The 20,191-nt window shown below is 67.2% G+C and carries 19 protein-coding genes; 14 read left to right on the top strand and 5 right to left on the bottom strand.

The features are described from left to right. Nucleotides 1–186 precede the first annotated feature (186 nt). Complete coding sequence (locus PG2T_RS15925; RefSeq protein WP_145930960.1) at nucleotides 187–537, bottom strand: hypothetical protein; 351 nt, start codon at nucleotides 535–537, stop codon at nucleotides 187–189. A gap of 192 nt (nucleotides 538–729) precedes the next feature. Further along, a complete protein-coding gene (locus PG2T_RS02305) occupies nucleotides 730–1,824 on the bottom strand; it encodes a Zn-dependent alcohol dehydrogenase (protein ID WP_068802642.1) in 1,095 nt (364 codons plus the stop codon). A 196-nt stretch (nucleotides 1,825–2,020) separates the two neighbouring features. On the opposite strand from PG2T_RS02305, the gene PG2T_RS02300 reads away from it, so the two are divergent. From PG2T_RS02300 to PG2T_RS02290, 3 genes are read left to right on the top strand one after another with little or no spacing between them, the layout of a single operon-like run. After that, the gene (locus PG2T_RS02300) at nucleotides 2,021–3,691 is read left to right on the top strand and encodes an N-acyl-D-amino-acid deacylase family protein (protein ID WP_068802641.1); all 1,671 of its coding nucleotides are present in this window, start codon (nucleotides 2,021–2,023) and stop codon (nucleotides 3,689–3,691) included. A gap of 13 nt (nucleotides 3,692–3,704) precedes the next feature. Further along, nucleotides 3,705–5,111 carry an aromatic ring-hydroxylating oxygenase subunit alpha gene (locus tag PG2T_RS02295; protein ID WP_083214708.1) on the top strand — a complete coding sequence of 469 codons (1,407 nt, stop codon included), beginning with the start codon at nucleotides 3,705–3,707 and terminating at the stop codon, nucleotides 5,109–5,111. Then, nucleotides 5,108–5,602, top strand: coding sequence for an aromatic-ring-hydroxylating dioxygenase subunit beta (locus PG2T_RS02290; protein ID WP_068802640.1), 495 nt, complete (start codon nucleotides 5,108–5,110; stop codon nucleotides 5,600–5,602). Before PG2T_RS02295 ends, PG2T_RS02290 begins: the two co-directional genes overlap by 4 nt. A 22-nt stretch (nucleotides 5,603–5,624) precedes the next feature. On the opposite strand, the gene PG2T_RS02285 is transcribed toward PG2T_RS02290, so the two are convergent. Continuing rightward, nucleotides 5,625–6,866, bottom strand: a complete 1,242-nt coding sequence (locus PG2T_RS02285; RefSeq protein ID WP_068802639.1) for a hypothetical protein — start codon at nucleotides 6,864–6,866, stop codon at nucleotides 5,625–5,627. A gap of 176 nt (nucleotides 6,867–7,042) precedes the next feature. Here PG2T_RS02285 and PG2T_RS02280 point away from each other — a divergent pair, with 176 nt between their 5' ends. From PG2T_RS02280 to PG2T_RS02265, 4 genes are read left to right on the top strand one after another with little or no spacing between them, the layout of a single operon-like run. After that, complete coding sequence (locus tag PG2T_RS02280; RefSeq protein WP_068802638.1) at nucleotides 7,043–8,524, top strand: leucyl aminopeptidase; 1,482 nt, start codon at nucleotides 7,043–7,045, stop codon at nucleotides 8,522–8,524. Next, entirely contained in the window at nucleotides 8,524–8,952 is a 429-nt protein-coding gene (locus PG2T_RS02275) for a DNA polymerase III subunit chi (RefSeq protein WP_068802637.1), read from the top strand. Before PG2T_RS02280 ends, PG2T_RS02275 begins: the two co-directional genes overlap by 1 nt. Continuing rightward, nucleotides 8,949–9,527 (top strand): hypothetical protein, encoded by a 579-nt coding sequence (locus PG2T_RS02270; protein WP_068802636.1) that lies wholly within the window; start codon nucleotides 8,949–8,951, stop codon nucleotides 9,525–9,527. The genes PG2T_RS02275 and PG2T_RS02270 overlap by 4 nt, the downstream gene beginning before the upstream one ends. Before the next feature lie 26 nt (nucleotides 9,528–9,553). Next, a complete protein-coding gene (locus PG2T_RS02265; protein ID WP_068802635.1) occupies nucleotides 9,554–12,562 on the top strand; it encodes a valine--tRNA ligase in 3,009 nt (1,002 codons plus the stop codon). Between the two features lie 275 nt (nucleotides 12,563–12,837). Here the strand turns inward: PG2T_RS02265 and PG2T_RS02260 are convergent, their stop codons facing one another. Beyond that, nucleotides 12,838–14,301 carry a M48 family metalloprotease gene (locus PG2T_RS02260; protein ID WP_068802634.1) on the bottom strand — a complete coding sequence of 488 codons (1,464 nt, stop codon included), beginning with the start codon at nucleotides 14,299–14,301 and terminating at the stop codon, nucleotides 12,838–12,840. Between the two features lie 79 nt (nucleotides 14,302–14,380). On the opposite strand from PG2T_RS02260, the gene PG2T_RS02255 reads away from it, so the two are divergent. Beyond that, entirely contained in the window at nucleotides 14,381–14,617 is a 237-nt protein-coding gene (locus tag PG2T_RS02255; protein ID WP_068802633.1) for a sulfurtransferase TusA family protein, read from the top strand. A 14-nt stretch (nucleotides 14,618–14,631) separates the two neighbouring features. On the opposite strand, the gene PG2T_RS02250 is transcribed toward PG2T_RS02255, so the two are convergent. Beyond that, nucleotides 14,632–15,648 carry a ketopantoate reductase family protein gene (locus tag PG2T_RS02250; RefSeq protein ID WP_068802632.1) on the bottom strand — a complete coding sequence of 339 codons (1,017 nt, stop codon included), beginning with the start codon at nucleotides 15,646–15,648 and terminating at the stop codon, nucleotides 14,632–14,634. On the opposite strand from PG2T_RS02250, the gene PG2T_RS16205 reads away from it, so the two are divergent. From PG2T_RS16205 to dmpE, 6 genes are all read left to right on the top strand, one after another. Beyond that, on the top strand, nucleotides 15,638–15,781 hold the full coding sequence (locus tag PG2T_RS16205) for a hypothetical protein (protein ID WP_158513128.1): 144 nt from the start codon (nucleotides 15,638–15,640) through the stop codon (nucleotides 15,779–15,781). The two genes, PG2T_RS02250 and PG2T_RS16205, sit on opposite strands and share 11 nt — an antisense overlap. 77 nt (nucleotides 15,782–15,858) lie before the next feature. Beyond that, on the top strand, nucleotides 15,859–16,251 hold the full coding sequence (locus PG2T_RS02245; protein ID WP_068802631.1) for a hypothetical protein: 393 nt from the start codon (nucleotides 15,859–15,861) through the stop codon (nucleotides 16,249–16,251). Between the two features lie 179 nt (nucleotides 16,252–16,430). After that, complete coding sequence (locus PG2T_RS02240) at nucleotides 16,431–17,354, top strand: catechol 2,3-dioxygenase (RefSeq protein ID WP_068802630.1); 924 nt, start codon at nucleotides 16,431–16,433, stop codon at nucleotides 17,352–17,354. Nucleotides 17,355–17,363: 9 nt separating this feature from the next. Next, nucleotides 17,364–17,807 carry a GlcG/HbpS family heme-binding protein gene (locus tag PG2T_RS02235; protein ID WP_068802629.1) on the top strand — a complete coding sequence of 148 codons (444 nt, stop codon included), beginning with the start codon at nucleotides 17,364–17,366 and terminating at the stop codon, nucleotides 17,805–17,807. A 130-nt stretch (nucleotides 17,808–17,937) separates the two neighbouring features. Next, nucleotides 17,938–19,386: a 2-hydroxymuconic semialdehyde dehydrogenase gene (locus PG2T_RS02230; RefSeq protein WP_068802628.1), complete on the top strand. Its 1,449-nt coding sequence runs from the start codon at nucleotides 17,938–17,940 to the stop codon at nucleotides 19,384–19,386. Between the two features lie 11 nt (nucleotides 19,387–19,397). Further along, a complete protein-coding gene (dmpE, locus tag PG2T_RS02225) occupies nucleotides 19,398–20,186 on the top strand; it encodes a 2-oxopent-4-enoate hydratase (RefSeq protein ID WP_068802627.1) in 789 nt (262 codons plus the stop codon). The last annotated feature ends 5 nt before the right edge of the window (nucleotides 20,187–20,191 follow it).

Here is a 20,191-nt window from a genome sequence, read left to right as displayed (position 1 = left end):
CGCTCGCGAAGCCCGCGCGTCTTGCATTCCCCACACGAACCGCGAACAGAAAGCGCTCCGTCGGGCAGGTTGCGCATGGCAGCCTTTTTGCCCCGGTATCGGTGTAAACGACGTTGGGCTTCCTGCGTCAGCCCAACCTACGCGGGCTACGCTATTCCGCCCTACGCGGACTGGAAACCCAGTATGTCAAAAAATTCTTCGTGCATTTAGCGCCATCGCGTACTTGGGCGACAGTTTGTTCGAGAAGTCGCTTTCAAAACGATCCATTGCTGCCTCAATATGCTGTTCACGGCCAACCGCCGCGTGCATTTGGTAGAGAACAATGAGCTTGCAGGCCGCAGCTTCCTCAAATGTGAGCGCTCTATCCGTTACGTCTAAATACTGCCGCCTGATCAGCTCGGACATTACTTTTTTTGCATTTGGTGGTAAATCGCGCTGAAAATATGGCACATATCGAAAGAGTAGCGCGTCCGAACCGCGGTCCAACAACTTGATGCTGGCGTAGTTCTTTGTGGCGTGACAAATTAGTTTGAACATGCTCCGGCCCTCCGTTCTCTTCGTTTAGAAACTGACAATAGCGCGTATCGGTATAAAGTTGGGTCTAATGTAAAATGTACACCAAGTGGCGTATAACCTTGAACAAAGAGTCTGGCATTTCGTCGGCAAATCAAACGGTTGGGGCGGTGCGCCAGATTGTCCACCCTGGCCGCCTCAAAACGCCAGGCCCACTCAATCAAACACAATCACCCCCCGTGCATTGCGCCCGGCTTCCAGGTCCGCAAACGCCTGGCCGGCTTCGTCGATGGTGTAGGTGCGGGTCACCATGTGGTCAAGGTCGAGTTTGCCGGCCTTGTAGAGGTCGAGCAACATCGGGAAGTCGACCTTGAAGTTGGCGCTGCCGTACATGGAGCCTTTCACGGTCTTGGCGGTGAACGGCAGGATCAGGCTGTTGAAGGAGTAGCGGTCGTCCTTGCTGCCGACGCCGACGACCACGGTCATGCCGCCGCGGCGGGTGGCTTTGAAGGCAGTCTCCACCAGTTTGCCGATGCCGACCACCTCGAAGGCGTAGTCGGCGCCAATGCCGCCGGTCAGGCCCATGATTTCCTTGACCGGGTCGCTGCCCGGTTCCACGGTGTGGGTGGCGCCAAAGCCCTTGGCCATTTCCAGCTTTTCGCGCGACAGATCGACCGCGATCACCATGCGCGCGCCGGCAATGCGTGCGCCCTGGATCACTGAGAGGCCCACGCCGCCGCAGCCGAACACGGCCACGGTGCTGCCGGGCTTGACCTCGGCGGTGTTGATGACGGCACCGACGCCGGTGGTAACGCCGCAGCCGACCAGCGCCGCGGCCTTGAACGGCACGCTCTTGTCCACGGACACGACGCAGGCTTCCGGCACCACGGCGTACTCGGCCATGTTGCCCAGGAAGGACATGGTGTAGAAGCGCTTGCCGTCCTGGTGGATGCGGCTGGTGCCGTCGAACAGCGTGCCGTCCGGCGGGCTGACGGTGCACAGGAACGGCTGGTCGTGCAGGCAGTGGAAGCACTCGCCGCAGCGCGGCACGAAGGACATCACCACGTGATCGCCGGGCTTGACGGTGCGCACGCCCTCGCCGATTTGCTCGACGATGCCGGCGCCCTCGTGGCCGATGACGGCCGGGAACGGCTGCGGGATGGTGCCGTTGATGATGGAGATGTCCGAGTGGCACACGCCGCAGGCCTTGATGCGCACCAGCACTTCGCCGGTCTTGGGCGGGTCCAGGTTCACGGTCTCGACGGCGTACTGGTTCTGGTCGCGCACGACAACGGCTTTCATCGACAGCATGGCTTGGCTCCTGCACTCGCGCCGCGGCCGGATGCCGGCGGCTGTTGCTGGCATTGTCGGCGGCGCCGCGCGCCCGGTCCAGCGGCGTGACTGAACGACCGTTCTGGTGCTGCTACCATGCCGTAAATGGCCGTGGCAGGGACGCCCGGACCCATCGGTCAGGGACGGACAAAGCGATTTCAACGAGGAGAACGTCATGGCCTACGACCTGGTCATCCGCGGCGGCACGCTGGTGGATGGCAGCGGCGGCGCCGGTTTTGTGGCCGATGTGGCGGTCAGGGACGGGCGCATCGTCAAGATTGGCCAGATCACCGGCGAGGCGACGCAGACCGTCGACGCCACCGGCCGGGTGGTGGCGCCCGGTTTCATCGACCCGCACACGCACTACGACGCGCAGTTGTCCTGGGATCCGCTGGTCACGCCCACGGCCTGGCACGGCGTCACCACCACGGTGATCGGCAACTGCGGCGTGGGTCTGGCGCCGTGCCGGCCGGACACGCGCGAACGCGCGCTGTGGGATCTGATCAACGTGGAGGCGATGTCGCGCGAGGTGCTGGAGGCCGGCATCGACTGGCAGTGGGAGTCGTTTGGCGAGTTCATGGCCGCCACGCTGGGGCGGGGCAGCGCCATCAATCTGGGCTTTCTGGTGCCGCTGTCGCCGCTGCGGACCTATGCGCTGGGCGAGGCGGCCAGCGAGCGCGCCGCGACGGCGGCCGAGACCGAGACGCTGTGCGGCCTGCTGGGGGATGCACTGTCGGCCGGGGCGCTGGGGTTCAGTTCGTCCCAGCAGCCCAACCACGTCGGCTACAACGGCACGCCGCTGGCCAGTCGCCTGACCAGCAACGACGAGTTCGCCGCCTATGCCCGCACGGTGGGCAAACATGGTCGCGGCGGCATCGAGATCGCCGTGACCAAAAAACTGGCGCACCTGCAGGACGAGGACGTCGCCCTGCTGGAGCTGCTGTGCGAGCAAAGCGGCCGGCCGGTGACCTGGCTGACGCTGCTGGACCTCAATTCCAGTCCGGGCTGCGCCTTTGCCGCCGTGGAGCGGGCAGGGCACCTGACCGCCAGAGGCTGTTATCCGCAGACCGTGGTGCGGCCGTTCATGGCCGAGGCGGACGTGCGCAATCCGTTCATGTTCGCGCCGCTGCCGGCCTGGAAGGCGGCCTTCAACCAGCCGGTCGAGGTGCAGAAAGCGCTGTATGCGGACACCGCTTTCCGGCGCACCTTCCGCGCCGACATGGCCGAGGGCCGCTCGCTGGTGCGCGACTGGAACCACTTCGAGTTGCTGTCGGCGGACAACCCGGACCTGCAGCCGCTGCTGGGGCGCACGGTGGCGGACATCGCCGCCGAGCGCGGCGCCGACCCGTGCGACACGTTCCTGGATCTAGCGATTGCGGACGACGTGAACACGCGCTTTCGGGTGGCAGTGGCCAACTCGGACGAGGCCAACCTGGCCCGCATGCTCACCGACCCCCGCATCCGCATTGGTCTTGGCGACGGCGGGGCGCACGTGGACATGCTGTGCGAGGCCGGCTACACGACCTATCTGCTCGGCTACTGGGTGCGCGAACGCAAGCTGATGAGCCTGGAGCGCGCCGTGCAGCGCATCACGTCTGAAGCCGCCGGCCTGTTCGGCATCCGCGAGCGGGGCCTGCTGAAGGAGGGTTACTTCGCGGACATCGTGGTGTTCGACCCCGCCACGGTCGGCTCGGACCGCCGCCCGCACCTGGTGGCCGATCTGCCGGCCGGTGGCAAACGCATGATCGCCGAGGCGCGCGGCGTGGACTGCACCATCGTCAATGGCCGCCTGGTGTTCGACCACGGCCGGCACACCGGCGCGCTGCCCGGCGTGGCTGTGAACTGAGAGGAGGGGAATCATGGACATGCGAGTGACTGACGGCCGCCACCCGGCGCTGACCGACCCCGGCCGCTACTTCGTCGACCAGCCGGCGCAGAGCCAGTTCAATGTGCATCGCGACCTGTTTCGGGACGCCGAGCTTTTCGAGCTGGAAATGGCGCACGTGTTCGAGGCCAGTTGGGTGTATCTGTGTCACGAAAGCCAGTTGCGCAGCGCCAACGACTACTACACCACCCACATCGGTCGAACGCCGGTGGTGGTGCTGCGCGGGCAGGACGGGGCGCTGCGCGGCTTCGTCAACGCCTGTCCACATCGCGGCACGCGCCTGTACACGGCTCGCCAGGGCAACGCGCAGGTGCAGATGTGCCCGTATCACGCCTGGTGTTTCGATTCCGCCGGGCAGTGCGTGAAGATCAAAGACCAGCCGCAGGCCGGCTACGCGCCGTCCTTCGGCCGGCAGAGCCATGACCTCAAGCCGCTGGGCCGGCTGGCGAGCTACCAGGGCTTCGTGTTCGGCGCCCTGCCGGCGGACGTGCCTGCGCTCGCGGATTACCTGGGCGACGCGCGGTTTTTCATCGACACCTTCGCCCAGCAGTCGGCGCAGGGCATGGAAATCCTGCCCGGCGAGGTGTCCTACGTGTTTCGCGCCAACTGGAAGCTCCAGGTCGAGAACACGATGGACATCTACCACCTGACCACGGTGCACTCCACGTTTGCCAAGATCGTGCAGCAGCGTGGCGCGCGCGAGGCCGCCGCTGCCGGTGCCGACAAGGTCAAGGCGGTGAACCTGGGCGCGCTGGCGGGGCAGGAGCAGGGCACCTACACCTTCCCGCACGGCCACACCGTGTTCTGGGGCACCGACCCGCTGCGCGAGAACCGCGCCCTGTGGGCGATGCGCCCGGACCTGCTCGACCGCGGCGTCGACCCGCAGCAGGTGGAGTGGATGTTCCGCCCGCGGGTGCTGAACTTCTTTCCCAACATCCAGTTCGTGGACAGCGCCTGCATGCAGCTGCGGGTGATCCGCCCGCTGGCGCCGGATCGCACCGAGATGACCATGTTCTGCCTGGCCCCGCGCGGCGAGCCGGCCGCGGGGCGCCGTCGCCGGCTGCGTCAGTACGAGGACTTCTTCAACGCCAGCGGCATTGCCACCCCGGACGACGTGGCCTGCTACGAGGACATCCACGCCGGCGGGCTTGGTGACGCGCACAGCGAGTGGATTCAGGGCTTCGCCCGCGGCATGGACAAGGTGATCGCCGGTCCGGACAGCCACGCCAGGGACATCGGCATCCGGCCGCTGGAGTCGTGCAGCGGGGTCGAGATCCAGGACGAGACCGTGTTTCGCGGCTTTTACCGGGAATGGCTGGCGCGCATGCACAAGGCCGGCGGTGCCCAGCCCGCGCAGGCGGCGGCCGGAGCGCGCGCATGACCAACGTCGAACTGCTCGATCAGGCCCAGCGCCTGCTGTTCGACGAGGCGGCGGCGCTCGACCAGCGCCGCTGGGACGACTGGCTGGCGCTGTACACGCCGGACTGCGAGTTCTGGGTGCCGGCCTGGAAAAGCGAGGACGTGCCGACGGCGGACCCCGGCGGCGAGGTTTCGCTGGTTTACTACGACAGCCGGGCCGGACTCGAAGAGCGCGTCTGGCGCATCCAGTCGGCCGCCGCCCCGGCGCACCGCGTGCTGCCGCGCACGTGTCACGCCGTGCACAACGTGCGCCTGCTGGGCAGCAACGCCGGCAGCCTGACCGTGCACGCCACTTGGCGCGTGGACAGCTACAAGGAAAAAGCCGCCAGCAGCCTGTTCGGCTTTTACGACTACCTGTTGACTGGCCAGTCGGGCGCGTGGCGGATCGCCAAAAAGAAAATCACCCTGCTCAGCGACTGCGTGCCGTCGTATTTCGACCTGTATCAGGTGTGACGGCAAACCGGGGCCGGCCTGTTCATTGCACCGTGAGGCGGTAGCTGCCTGAACCGCTGCTGAATGGCTTGACCTCAAGGTAATACGTCAAGTCGGCGGTAGTATCGACGCTGAAATCCAGCGACGCTCCGACGGTGCCGTCGTAGCCTTCCTTGATCTGGGATCGCTGGGCGTTGTAGACGACCACGTGGGGGCGCAGCGTCGTGGAGCGGTTTTCCAGGGTTATCCGCAAGGATTCGCCGGGCGCCGCGGCGAGCCGGTACCAGTCCTTGTCCTGCTCGTCCAGGATGTTGGCGTCGATGCTTTCACCGACGGTGATGGCGCTTGGCGTGTCGCGGATCGGATCGTCGTTGGGTTCGAAGCGGTCGTATGCCGCCTGCGGCAGGGCACTTAAGGTGTAGTTGCCGCTAGTGCCATAGGGGTTGACCTCGACGTAGTAGAGCTTGCCCGGCTCGGCCGTGAAGGCCAGTTCCGTATCGGCGCCGGCGGTGCCGCTGTAGGCCTCCTGCAGCGCGGCCTTGTCGGGCCCGAACACCTTCACGTACGGACGCAGCGTGTCGGAGCGGTTTTCCAGTCTGACGATGACCCGCTCGCGTACGCGGGCGCCCGACGTGAACTTGAAGTTGTCGCTGTCCTCGGTGCTGGCAATCTCGCCCTCGATGGGTGTGTCGATGGCGATCTCGGCGGCGCTCGTCTTGTTGTCGTTGGGCTCGCGCTCCGAGCCGCTGCGGGTGGTGGCGTCAGGCTGGCCGGATGGCTGTGGGGCCAGTTGGGCGACCTGCCGGCCAAGCGCCGTCACCTCGCTGGCGGCGCTTTTCAGGCTGCTGGCGATCTGCGTCTTCTGCTGCTCGACGACAGCGGTCTGGCCCTGCGCCTGTGCCGTGGCGGCGACATCTACCTGGCGGGCCGTTTCCGCGATCTGCCGGTCGTACGCAGACGCCCGCGCAATGCACTGCTGGAACTGGTCCGGGTTCAGCTTGCCGCCTTCGAGCACACTGCAGCAGGTCTTCAGGTGCAGGCCCACTTTCTGGGCGCCTTCGGTGAGTTCCTGCACCTTTTCCTGGCTGACGGCGAAGCCGCCCTTGTTTTTTATCAGCTCGATATTCGCCTCGAGCCTCGGCGCGGTCTGCTCGAACACGCCCTGACAGGACGAGGCGCCGGGCCTGATCAGCACCAGCGCAGCGCCGCCGGCCAGCACGACGATGCCCAGGCCGATCAGAATCGCCTTGACGGCTCCGCTCATGGCGGGGGCGGGGTCGGTCATGATCGTCTCCTCGTGCGGGCGGTCATTATGTCCAGGTGCGGATTAACGCACAGCAGGCGGTGGGCGTACCCTGCCAGTGAGGTGTTTTTGCGCCGGTCGCTCCCGCGCCCTCGCCCCCAGAGCCTCTGCGGTGGCCTGTTAGAATGCCGCAAACCCAATAGCGGAGCGCCTTTTCAATGCAATTCGAGCTCACCCGTCTGCCCGTCACCGATCAGCCGGGCGGCTGCGTGGTGGCCGGCGTGTTCGCCTCGCGCGCCCTGACGCCGTCGGCCAAGCTGCTCGACAAGGCCACCGATGGCGCCATCAGCGCGGCAGTCAAGGCCGGTGACATCAGCGGCAAGCCGGGCGAGACGCTGCTGCTGCGCGGCCTTTCCGGTATCAAGGCCGAACGCGTGCTGCTGGTCGGCTGCGGCAAGGCCGGCGAGCTGCACGAAGGCACCTATCAGCGCATCGTCGCTGCCGCTGCTGCCGCGTTGGGCCGGCTGCACGGCGCCGATGCGGCTCTTTACCTTGCGGAACTTGCCGTTGCCGGACACGACGAAGCCTGGCGCGTGCGCACGGCCGTCGCGGCCGCTGATCACGCGCTGTACCGCTTCACCGAGTACAAGCGCGAACCGGGCAAGCAGCACCTGAAGACACTCGCCATCGGCTGCGGCGCCCGTCAGGCCAAGACACTCGACACCGCCCTGAAGCAGGGCCAGGCCATCGCCGCCGGGGTGACGCTGGCGCGCGATCTGGGCAACCAGCCGGCCAATGTGTGCACGCCGAGCTATCTGGCCGAGCAGGCGCAGGCCCTTGCCAAGGCGCACGACCTGCATATCGAAGTGCTCGAAGAGGCGCAGATGCGCGAGCTGGGCATGGGCGCGCTGCTGGCGGTGGCGCAGGGCAGTCGCCAGCCGCCCAAGCTGATCGTGCTCAAGCACCTGCGCGGGAAGCCCAAGGCGGCGCCGCTGGTGCTGGTCGGCAAGGGCGTGACCTTCGACTCGGGCGGCATCTCCATCAAGCCCGCCGCCGGCATGGACGAGATGAAGTTCGACATGTGCGGCGCCGCCTCGGTGCTGGGCACGCTCAAGGCCGCGGCGCTGCTGGAGCTGCCGGTGAACCTGATCGGCGTGATCCCGGCCAGCGAGAACCTGCCCGACGGCAACGCCGTCAAGCCGGGCGACATCGTCAAAACCATGGCCGGCAAGACGGTTGAGATTCTGAACACCGACGCCGAAGGCCGCCTGCTGCTGTGCGATGCGCTGACCTACGTGGAGCGCTTCAAGCCGGACGCCGTCATCGACATCGCCACGCTCACCGGTGCCTGCGTGGTTTCGCTCGGCAACCACGCCCACGGCCTGCTGGGCAACGACCAGAAGCTGATCGACGCGCTGCTCGCCGCCGGGCGCACGGCGCACGACCGCGCCTGGCAGTTGCCACTGTGGGACGACTACAAGGAGCAGCTCAAAAGCCCCTTCGCCGACCTGCCCAACGTGGCCGGGCGCGAGGCCGGCACCATCACCGCGGCGGCCTTCCTGTCGGCCTTCACGGAAAAACTGCGCTGGGCGCACCTGGACATTGCCGGCACCGCCTGGAAGTCCGGCAAGGACAAGAACTCCACCGGCCGGCCGGTGGGTCTGCTGGTGCAGTACCTGCTGGACCGCGTCGCCGGCTGATGGCGGAGGTCGATTTCTACGTGCTGGAGGGCGATCCGCCGCCCGACCCGCAGCAGTTCGTCTGCCGCCTGCTGGACACGGTCCACCGGCGCGGCGGCGAGGTGCATGTGCACGTGGCGGACGAGGCGGCCGCCCACGCGCTCGACGCCCGGCTGTGGAGTTTCAGCGCCGGTTCCTTCGTGCCGCACCGGCTGGTGGGCATGCCCGGCCGGGCGCCGGTTTGGATCGGCTGGCAGCCGCCGGCACAGCCGGGCGAGGTACTGCTGAACCTGGCTGACGAGGTACCGCATTTCTTCAGCGGTTTTCGGCGCGTGCTGGAGCTGGTGCCGGCCGATCCGCCGGGCCGCGACCGCGCCCGGGCGCGCTACCGTTTTTACCGCGAGCGCGGCTATCCGCTGCGCCAGCACACGTTCGGAGGTGGCGCATGAACGGCGAAATCCGTGACCCGGAACTGCCGGACGACGACGACATCCCGACCCTGACCGAAATCGTCGTGCCCGGTCGCCTGCGCACCGATGCGTCGGCCAGCGAGGGGACAGGGCAGGCAACGCCGGAGTTCGTGTTCGACATCGACTTCACGCCCAAGCCCACGCCTGGCGAGCAGGTCTACGACTTTCGTGTCCCGCAGCCGCTCGAGCAGCCGCTGTCCGAGCCGGCGCCGGATGTGCCCGCCGTCGCGGCGCCGCCGCTTCAAGAGGACGATTTGCCGCTGCCCTGGGCTGACGCGAGCGCGCCCGAACAGGTCGAGACAGAAAGCACCTCGCCACTGCCGCCAGCCGGCGCGACCGATCCGCTAAGCCCCCCGCCCCTTGCCGCAGTCGAGCCGCCCGACGCGGATGCACAGGCCCTGCTGCACGCGCTGCTGGCCGAAATCGGCAATGGCCTGGAGCGGCGCCTCGCGCACGAGCTGGCCCTGACCGAACAGCGCCTGCGTGGCGCCGTGCGCGAGGAGCTCGATACCCGCCTGCGCGAACTGCTGGCCGGCACCCCACCCACCGCCTGATCCCGCGCCGCTGCCGGCGCCGCCCCATGGACAAGAACTACGACCCCGCAGCCATCGAACAGCGCTGGTACGACCAGTGGGAACGTGCCGGCCACTTCAAGCCATCCGGCACCGGCGAAGACCCCTTTTGCATCGTCATCCCTCCGCCGAACGTCACCGGCAGCCTGCACATGGGGCATGCCTTCAACAACACGGTGATGGACCTGCTCATCCGCCACGCGCGCATGCAGGGCCGGGACACGCTGTGGCAGGTCGGCACCGACCACGCCGGCATCGCCACGCAGATGGTGGTCGAGCGCCAGCTCGCCGCTGCAGGCCAATCCCGTCACGACCTGGGCCGTGAGGCGTTCCTGGAGCGCGTATGGCAGTGGAAGGCCGAGTCCGGTGGCGCCATCACGCGCCAGCTGCGCCGGCTGGGCGCCTCCTGCGACTGGTCGCGCGAGCGCTTCACCATGGACGCCGGCCTGTCCAAGGCCGTGTCCGAAGTGTTCGTGCGCCTGCATGAGGACGGTTTGATCTACCGCGGCAAGCGGTTGGTCAACTGGGACCCGGTGCTCCGCACGGCGGTGTCGGACCTCGAGGTCGTCAGCGAGGAAGAGCCCGGCCACTTGTGGCACATCCGCTATCCGCTGGCGGACGGCAGCGGCTACCTGACCGTCGCCACCACGCGCCCGGAAACGCTGCTGGGCGACGCCGCCGTGGCCGTGCACCCGGACGACGAACGCTATCGGCACCTGATCGGCAAGGCTTTGCAGCTGCCGCTGTGCGACCGGCAGATTCCGGTCATCGCGGACGATTACGTGGACCCGGCCTTTGGCACCGGGTGTCTGAAGATCACCCCGGCGCACGATTTCAACGACTACCAGGTCTGGCTGCGACATCGGGATGAACCGGTATTCGCGACGCTGCCCAACGGGGGACTGATCAACGTCCTCACTGAAGATGCGCAGATCAAGGAACTCCGAGCAGACGATCTCAAACTTGGTCCCCCTGACGAGGACGGCTTACGGATGCACTCCGGCGCGCCGCTTGAGGGCGCCTGGACCATCGAACTGATCCCACAGAAATACCGCGGCCTCGACCGCTACGCCGCGCGCCAGCAGATCGTCGCCGACCTCGGCGCCGCCGGGCTGCTCGAAGCAGTGAAGGAACACCGCCATGCCGTCCCCCGCGGCGACCGCTCCGGCGCGGTGCTCGAGCCCTATCTCACCGATCAGTGGTACGTGGACCTGACGCGCGAGACACGTCAGGACGGTAAGCCCGGCCCCGGCGGGCTGGTAGCCATCACCCGGCCGGCGTTGGAAGCCGTGCGCTCCCGCAACATCAAACTGATTCCGGACAACTGGGAAAAGACCTACGCGCAGTGGCTGGAGAACATCCAGGACTGGTGCATCAGCCGGCAGATCTGGTGGGGGCACCGCATTCCGGTCTGGTACGACCTCGACGGCAAGGATTATGCCGGCAACGACGAGGCCGACGTGCGCGCCCGTCACAATCTTGCGGCCGACCTGCCGTTGTCGCAGGACGAGGACGTGCTCGACACCTGGTTCAGCTCGGCGCTGTGGCCGTTCTCCACGCTGGGCTGGCCTGATCGGACGCTGCAACTCAAGCGCTACTACCCGACCGACGTGCTGGTCACGGGCTTCGACATCATCTTTTTCTGGGTCGCCCGCATGGTGATGATGGGTCTGGTCATGCGCCCGGCCGACGCCGACGCCGACGCCGATGTTGTCGTCGACCCCGACGTCGACGTCGGGATAGACGACAACGTGCCGTTTCGCACGGTCTACGTGCACGGCCTGGTACGCGATCACGAAGGTCAGAAGATGAGCAAGTCCAAGGGCAACGTGCTGGACCCGCTGGACATCATCGACGGCGTGGACCTGGACACGCTGATCGCCAAGCGCACCGCCGGCCTGATGCAGCCGCAGATGGCCAAAAAGATCGAGCAGGCCACGCGCAAGCAGTTCCCGCAGGGCATCCCGGCCTACGGCACCGATGCGCTGCGCTTCACCTTTGCCTCGCAGGCAACGCTGGGCAGGGATATCAAGTTCGATCTGGCCCGCTGCGAGGGTTACCGCAACTTCTGCACCAAGCTGTGGAACGCCGCCCGCTTCGTGCTGATGAACACCGAGGGCATGCCACCGCTGCCCGCCGAGCCGGTGCGCTACGGGCCAGCGGAACGGTGGATTCGCCGCTGTCTTGCCGAGACGATCACCAAGGTGGACGCGGCGATCGCCGAGTACCGGCTCGATTACGTGGCCAGCGCCCTGTACGAGTTCGCCTGGGGCGGGTATTGCGACTGGTACATCGAACTGGCCAAGCCGGTGTTGCAGGAGCCGGATGCCGATCCGGCGCACACGCTCGGTGTGCGCCGGACCCTGGTCGAAGTGCTGGAAGCCCTGCTGCGCCTGGCGCACCCGCTGATCCCCTTCATCACCGAGGAGATCTGGCAGCAGGTAGCGCCGCGCGCCGGAAAGAAGGGCGACACGATCATGTTGGCAGCCTGGCCGTTGGCCCTGGACTTCGATCAGGACGCGGAAGAAACCGCCGAAGCCGTCGCCCAGATCGGCCTGCTGGTCGAGGTGGTGCGCGCCGTGCGCAACCTGCGCGCGGAACTGAACCTGCCGCCAGGGCAGCCGGTGCCGGTGCTGCTCAGCGGCGACGGCGACGTGCGCACACGCCTGGAAAGCAACGAACACCTGCTGCGCCGCCTGGCCCGCGTGGCCAGCGTCGAGTGGGTGACCGACGCAGCCGCGCCGCAGGCGGCCATGGCGCTGGTCGGCGACCTGACCGTGCGCCTGCCGCTGGAAGGATTGGTCGACGCCAGTGCAGAAATGGACCGCCTGGGCCGGGAAATCGTCAAGCTCGAGCAAGCCATCACTCGTGCCGAGGCCAGACTCGCCAACCCGGCCTTCGTCGACAAGGCGCCGCAGGATGTCGTGGACACCGAGCGGGCACGTCTTGCGGAATTCGCCGAGCAGCGCGCGACGCTGGTCGCGCAGCGCGAACGGATGGCTGCGCTGGCGGGCTGAAAGGCACGGGGCGGCGTGAGCCGAATCACGCTGCCGGCGGTCCGATTCGCGGCGGGTGTGCCGCTCCCACAAGAAAACCCCGTGGGAGGCCCGCCCTCGGGCCGAATGATTTTCACCACCCATCGGCCGGGCGTGGGAGGCCCGTCCCTGGGCCGAATCTTCAGGCCGCAGGGGCCGTGCTTCGAATTCGCGGCGAGGGCGCCGCTCCCACGGGGCGCCGCCGCACGGCGGGGCCCTGGATCGCCAGCGGCGTGGTGGGGTTTGTCGGCCGGCCGTCAGTTCACGGTCAATGCGCGGCGGCCGAAGAACTGACGCTCGAATTCCAGGTCGTCCTGCAGCTGGCGCAGGCGTGCCTCGATGGTGGCCAGCTGCGCAAACGCAATCGGTTGCAGCTTGCTGGCCCGGCGCAGTTGCTCCATGGCCAGCTCCAGACGACCGTTCTGCACATGGTATTCGGCCCGCATCTGGAAGGCCTCGATCTTGTCGCCGCGCTGGTCGGCGGCCCGCGCCAGCAGCTCCAGAACCTGCGGCGCGGGGTCTGCCTGGTGTGCCTGGTCGCCGAGCAGGGCGCGCGTGGCTGCCGGATGGCCGGTGCGCAGTTCCGCCTCGGCAAGCAGGATCATCAGGGCCTGATTGCCCGGGTAGAGTTTCAGGTCGGCGCGTGCCAGCGCGCTGGCGGCCGCCGGTTGATTGGCGGTCAGGGCCAGCTCCACCTGCGCCACCTGGTACGGCAGGAACTCGGGCGCTTCGGTGCGCAGGGCGATCAGCCGCTCGCCCGCCGCCGGGATACGGCCGGCGCGCATGAGCGCCAGCGCCTCGCCGTAGCGCCACGCTCGTGCCGCCTGCGCCTCACCGGGCATGGCGTTCTGTTCGTAGTAGCGCAGCGCCTCGGCCGGCCCGCTGGCGGTCAGCACTCGCACGCGCTCGCCCATGTGCAGAAACATGCCGCTGTCCGGCAGGCGGCGGCCGGGCATGCGCTGCGCCCGGTCCCGTGACTCGGCGACGCGATCCAGGGTCACCGGGTGGGTGCGCAGGAAGGCCGGCAGCTGTTCGCCGGCCGAGAACCGCGATGCCTGATGCATGCGTCCGAAGAAATCGGCCATGGCACGGGCGTCGAAGCCGGCGGCTGCCAGGGTCTGGATGCCGATGCGGTCGGCTTCGGACTCGTTCTGACGGGTGAAGTCGATCTGGTTCTGCACCGCGCCGGCCTGCACGGCGGTGATGGCCGCCACGCCCGCGTCGCCGCCGCCATACGCGCCCAGGATGATGGCGCCCAGCATCGCCGCGATGGTCGGCATGGTCATGCGCTGCTGGTGCTCGAAGGCGCGCGGCAGGTGCCGCTGGGTGACGTGCGCGATTTCGTGGCCAAGCACGGAGGCCAGCTCGTCCTCGGTCTGGGTGGTCAGAATCAGGCCGCTGTGTACGCCGATATGGCCGCCCGGGCCGGCGAAGGCGTTCAGCGTGGGGTCGACCACCACGAAGAAGCTGAAGCCGCGCTGCCCGTCACCGCTGTTGCGGCCAAGACGCTGGCCCAGTCCGGCCACATAACCGGCGACCAGCGGATCGTCCAGCACCGGCAGGCCCTGGCGAACCTGGCGCATGAAGGTCACGCCGATGCGCTGTTCGAGCTGTTCGGACAGCAGCCCGCCGGCGGCGTCACCAATTTCGGGCAAGGCAATTTCCGCCTGCGCGACCGGCAGGCACAGGCACAGGACAAGGCAGACGAGGCGACGCAGCATGGACGGGCGCAAGGGCAGGGCGAACGGTATCGGCTAAGACAGTATGCTTTAGCCGGAGTTACGCCACTGCACAGCCCCCATGACCGAATCGTCCATTACCCAGGAACTCGACACCAGCGGCCTGCTGTGTCCCTTGCCTGTGCTCAAGGCCCGCCGCGCCCTGAACACCATGCACAGCGGCCAGCGCCTGCGGGTGATCGCCACCGACGCCAAGGCGCCGGGTGATTTCGCGGCCTTCTGTGAACAGTCCGGCGACCTGCTGGTCGAGGCGAGCCAGGACGGCGAGCGCTTCCGCATCGTGGTCCAAAAGCGCTGACCGCAGCCGCCGTCTCAGTCGGCCAGGACGGAGTCCTGCACCTTGGCCACGCCGTAGACGTACTCGAGCACCGGCACGTCGATGCCCAGTTCGGCGGCCTGGTCGAGGTAGGGTTTCAGAATCACGTCCACTTCCATCCTGCGCCGCCGGTGCAGGTCCTGGTGCATGGAGGTGCGGCCCTCGGTCTCGCCGCTGGCCTTGGCGCGCTCCCGAAAGCGCGCGCCGACGGTCATCATCAGGTCCACCGCCTGGTCCAGCGGCAGGCTGTCGAATTCCCGGAACTGGCCCATTGGCGCGTAGAAGTTCTGCGGTTCGTAGCCCATGGCCTTGTAGACCTTCAGGAAATCCCGCGCCAGCGCGATGTAGTTGACGGCGCCTTCGCGTACTTCAAGGCCATCCGGAAAGGTCAGCGGCAGGCCCAGCGTGCTCACCGACCAGCCGGAAGCGGTGCCGATCTGCATCAGCTTTTCCCACAGCACCTGACGGATGTCGGCCACCGCCCGGGTGCCGAAGCCGGCTTTCTGGAAGGCTGCCACGACCTGCTCGATGCGCGGCGTGATGCCGCCGTCGAGTTCGCCAAAGTAGGCCGTGGTCGGTGTGGTCAAGCCGGCCATCGTGTGGCCGGGCTCCAGCAGCACGCCGCCCTCGATGGTGGAGGCACCGATCACCTTGTCGTGCCCGGCCCACTCGCGCAGGCGCTCTTCCTTGCCGACGCCGTTCTGGAACGAGCACACCATGCGCACCCGATCCCGGATGGCCTGCGCCTCGGACAGGGCAGTTTCGGTGTCCTTGGCTTTGGTGAGCAGGATCATCAGGTCGAACTCGCCGACCGCATCGCGCGGGTGGGTGACGCAGCTGAGGTTCTCGCGCACCACGAAATCGCCGTAAATGCCGCTGATGCGCAGGCCGTTGGCCTTGATGGCGTCCATGTGGCGGGCCCGGCCGACCAGCGTCACGTCCTCGCCGGCGCGCGCCAACATGCCGCCGATGACCGAACCCAGACCGCCGGCGCCGCAGATGATGAAGCGCATCTTTGTTTCTCCTCGAATGATTGCCAATGCCGCGTGGCAGCTGCTTTTTTCGGATACCGGCCGCGCGCCGGCGTTGCGGCAGGTGCGCAGGGTCGTGCGCATTGTGCCTGCGCCTGCTGCCGACGAATCGTAATCGGCGCGCCGGCAACGCTAAAATGCCGCGGAATGGCCGGCGACCGACGCGGGCCTGCAACCCGTCAGGTGCCCGCCATGTCGAGCCAGATGCCCGAATTCAAGCTGGAAACGAACGATCTTTACATCGAAGAGACCTTCACCGACCGCCGCGTCGGCAGCATCCGCCGCTTGCAGCCGGTGACTGCCGACGGTCAGCCCGATGCCAGCCGGCCGGTGCTGTTCGTCGGCCAGACACAGATCCTGACGCCGATGGGCGCGCTGCCGCTGAATTTCGAGATTCCCGCCGCCACGCTGCGCGAGGCGCTCGACCAGTTTCCGGCCGAGGCACAAAAGGCGCTCGAAGAAACCGCCCGCGAGTTGCAGGAAATGCGCCGCGAGCAGGCCTCGTCGATCGTGGTGCCGGAAGCCGGCATGGGCGGGTTGGGCGGCGCGGGTGGACGACCGGGCGGGCGCATCCAACTGCGCTGAGCCGCCCTGCCCTGCCCGCAGCGGCGGGTGGGGCGGCCGCGCTGTCAAAGCCGATCACAAAGCTTTAAAGTTGCCGCCGATATGCCGGGCGCCGTCCTATGCGGAGGCGCTCGGTCCGCTGGCCGGATTGCCGGCGTGTGAACCCCTGCCTTGCAACCTTTCTCAAAGAGGACTCCCCCATGGCCATGACCGGCATTCTTCGCCCCGGCCACGTGCAGTTGCGCGTGATGGAACTCGGCCCGGCGCTGCACCATTACAAGGAAATGGTGGGTTTGATCGAGACCGCGCGCGACGCCGAAGGCCGCGTGTACCTGAAAGCCTGGGACGAGCAGGACCTGTTCAGTATCGTGCTGCGCGAGGCCGACCGTCCGGGCATGGATTTTTACGGCTTCAAGGTGCTGGACGCCAAGACCCTGGAACACTACGCCAAGCGCCTGACCGACTACGGCGTGGCCATCGAGCGCATCCCGGCCGGCGAGCTGAAGGGCACCGGCGAGCGGGTGCGCTTCGAGACGCCGTCCGGGCATCTGATCGAGCTGTATGCCCAAAAGCAGCATTTCGGCAACGGCCTGCCGGATGTGAATCCGGATGTGTGGCCGGATGGCCTGAAGGGCATGCATCCGAGCCGCTTCGACCATGTACTGCTCAACGGCGACAGCATTCCGGAAACCGCCAAGCTGTTCCAGGAAGCGCTCGACTTCGACCTTAGCGAGCGCATCGTGGGGCCCGACGGCAGCATGGTCGGCGCCTTCCTGGCCTGCTCCACCAAGGCCCACGACGTAGCCTTCATCCACGAAGAATCCAAGGGCCGCCTGCACCACGTGAGCTTTCACCTGGAATCCTGGGACGAGATCCGCCACGCCGCGGACATCATGTCCAAGAACTACATCCCGGTGGAGTACGGTCCCGGCCGCCACGGCCTCACGCGCGGTCTGACCATCTATTTCTTCGACCCGTCGGGCAACCGCAACGAGACCTTCCACGGCGGCTACATCCGCTACCCGGACCACCCGGTCATCACCTGGACGCACGAGGAGACGCCCAAGGGCATCTTCTACTATGGCCACAAGATGGTCGAAAGCTTCGTCACCGCCAATACCTGAGGTCGCGTCATGACCAAGACCGTGCAACAGACCACCCTGCACTGGGAAGCAGCGCTGACGGTGGCCCGCGGCGCCCTGCTCAAGGGCCAGGAACTGGGCATTCGCGTGGCGGTGGCGGTGATGGACCGCGGCGGCAACCTGCTGGCCTTCGCCCGCGATCCGGGTGCGCCATTTCACTCGGCCAAGATTGCCGAGGACAAGGCCACCACTTCGGCCGGTTTCGGCCTGCCCACCAAACAGTGGTGGCCGGTGCTTGAGGGCATGAACTCGCCGGGTCTGCTGGCCGGCATCGCCGCGGTGCCGCGCATGGTGGTGTTCGGCGGCGGCGTGCCGGTGTACGTGGGGCAGGACTGCATCGCCGGCGTCGGCGTGTCCGGCGGCAGCGAGGAAGAAGACGAGATCTGCGCCCGTGCCGGCCTTGCGGCGGCCGGTCTGACGGCCGATCCGGGCTGATTTGAGAAAGCGTTGGGGCAGCGCGAGCCCCTGGCAGCGGTGAACCAGGAAAAAGGGCGGCTGCGCCCTTTTTCGTCCAAGAAGATTCGGGCGCCAGCGGCGCCCCAACACTCGACCTGAAGCAAGCGACATGAAAGAAATCAAACACTTCATCAACGGTGAGTTCGTCGGCTCGGCCAGCGGGCGCACCTTCGACGACATCAACCCGGCCACCGGCCAGGTCATTGCCAAGGTGCACGAGGGCGGCAAGGCCGAGGTCGACCTGGCGGTCGCCGCCGCCCGCGCGGCGCTCAAGGGCCCGTGGGGCAAGATGCCCATGGCCGAGCGCATGGATCTGTTGATGAAGCTGGCGGCCGGCATCCAGGCGCGCGCCGCCGAGTTCGCGGCCGCCGAAGTGGCCGACAACGGCATGCCGATCACGCTCGCCAGCCACGTCAACATCCCGCGCGGCAGCGCCAACTTCATCCAGTTCGCCGAGCACTTCAAGTACGTCGCCACCGAGTGCTGGGAGATGGAAGGGGCGCTGAACTACGCCCTGCGCCGGCCGCTGGGCGTGGTCGGCATCATCTCGCCGTGGAACTTCCCGCTGCTGCTGACCACCTGGAAGGTCGCCCCGGCGCTGGCCTGCGGCAACACCGTCATCATCAAGCCCTCGGAAGAAACACCGGCCACCACGGCCCTGCTGGCGGACGTGGCCAGGGACATCCTGCCGCCGGGCGTGCTGAACGTGGTGAACGGCTTTGGCGGCGATTCGGCCGGCTCGGCGCTGACCGAGCACCCGGACGTGGACGGCATCACCTTCACCGGCGAGACCACCACCGGGCAGATCATCATGCGCGCGGCGGCCGGCAGCCTGAAGAAGCTGTCCTTCGAGCTGGGCGGCAAGAACCCGAACCTGGTCTTTGCCGATGCGGACCTCGACGCCTGCATCGAGACGACCATGCGCTCGTCCTTCGCCAATCAGGGCGAGGTGTGCCTGTGCGGTTCGCGCATCTACGTGCAGCGCCCGCTGTACCAGGCCTTCCTGGACAAGCTGGTGGCGCGCATCAAGAGCACGGTGAAGGTGGGCGATCCGACCGATCCGGCCACCACGCTGGGCGCGCTGATTTCCAAAGAGCACCTGGCGCGCGTGCAGACTTTCCTGGACTCGGCCAAGGCCGATGGCGCCACCTTCCTGACCGGCGGCAAGCGTCCGGACGGACTGCCGGCGCATCTGGCCGAGGGCGCGTTCCTGGAGCCGACCGTGATCGTGGGTCTGGGCCGCGACTGCAAGGCGCAGCGCCAGGAAATCTTCGGCCCGGTGGTGACGGTGACGCCCTTCGACACCGAAGAAGAGGTGCTGGAACTGGCCAACGACACCAATTACGGCCTGTCCGCCACCGTGTGGAGCACGGACTTGGCCCGCGCGCACCGCGTGGCGGCGCAGCTGGAGGCCGGCATCGTGTGGGTCAACACCTGGTTCCTGCGCGACCTGCGCTCGGCCTTCGGCGGCATGAAGTACTCCGGCATCGGCCGCGAGGGCGGCGTGCACTCGCTGGAGTTCTACACGGAACTGAAGAACATCTGCATCAAGCTGTAAGGACCCTCGCGATGGACAAGACCCGGATCGATCACTACAGCGAGGAGCTGTACCAGGCCCTGCGCGGCGCGCAATCGGTGGACCCGCTGACCGCCCGCGAGGCCGACATCAGCATCGAGGATGCCTACCAGATTCAGCTGGGCATCATCCAGCGGCGCATGCAGCGCGACGGCGAGACCATCATCGGCAAGAAGATCGGCGCCACCAGCAAGGCGGTGCAGACCATGCTGGGCGTGGACCAGCCGGACTTCGGGCACCTGATGTCGGGCATGGCCTACAACGACGGCGACGTAGTGCCGATCGAAGGCCTGCTGATGCAGACCCGCATGGAGGGCGAGATCGCGTTCATCCTCAAGCGCGACCTGCTCGGCCCGGGCATCACCAATGCCGCCGTGCTGGCCGCCACCGAGTGCGTGATGCCGTGCTTCGAGATCTGCGACTCGCGCATCCGCGACTGGAAGATCAAGATTCAGGACACGGTGGCGGACAACGCCTCGGCCGGCCTGTTCCTGCTCGGCGACCGGGCGGTCGACCCGCGCAAGGTAGACCTGAAAACCTGCGGCATGATCCTGGAGAAGAATGGCGAGATCGTCGGCCTGGGCGCCGGTGCAGCGACGCTGGGCCATCCGCTGAACGCGGTCGCCTGGCTGGCCAACACGCTCGGCCGGCGCGGCATTCCGCTCAAGGCCGGCGAGGTCATCCTGTCCGGTTCCCTGGCCACCATGGTCAGCGCCAAGGCCGGCGATCACATGCGCGTCACCATCGGCGGCATGGGCTCGGCGTCGGTCACCTTCGCCTAAGAAAC

Origin of the sequence: Immundisolibacter cernigliae (assembly GCF_001697225.1) — a bacterium.
Lineage (GTDB): Bacteria > Pseudomonadota > Gammaproteobacteria > Immundisolibacterales > Immundisolibacteraceae > Immundisolibacter > Immundisolibacter cernigliae.
Note: the sequence above shows the minus strand (reverse complement) of the source record. Positions and strands in the feature narration are given on the sequence as shown.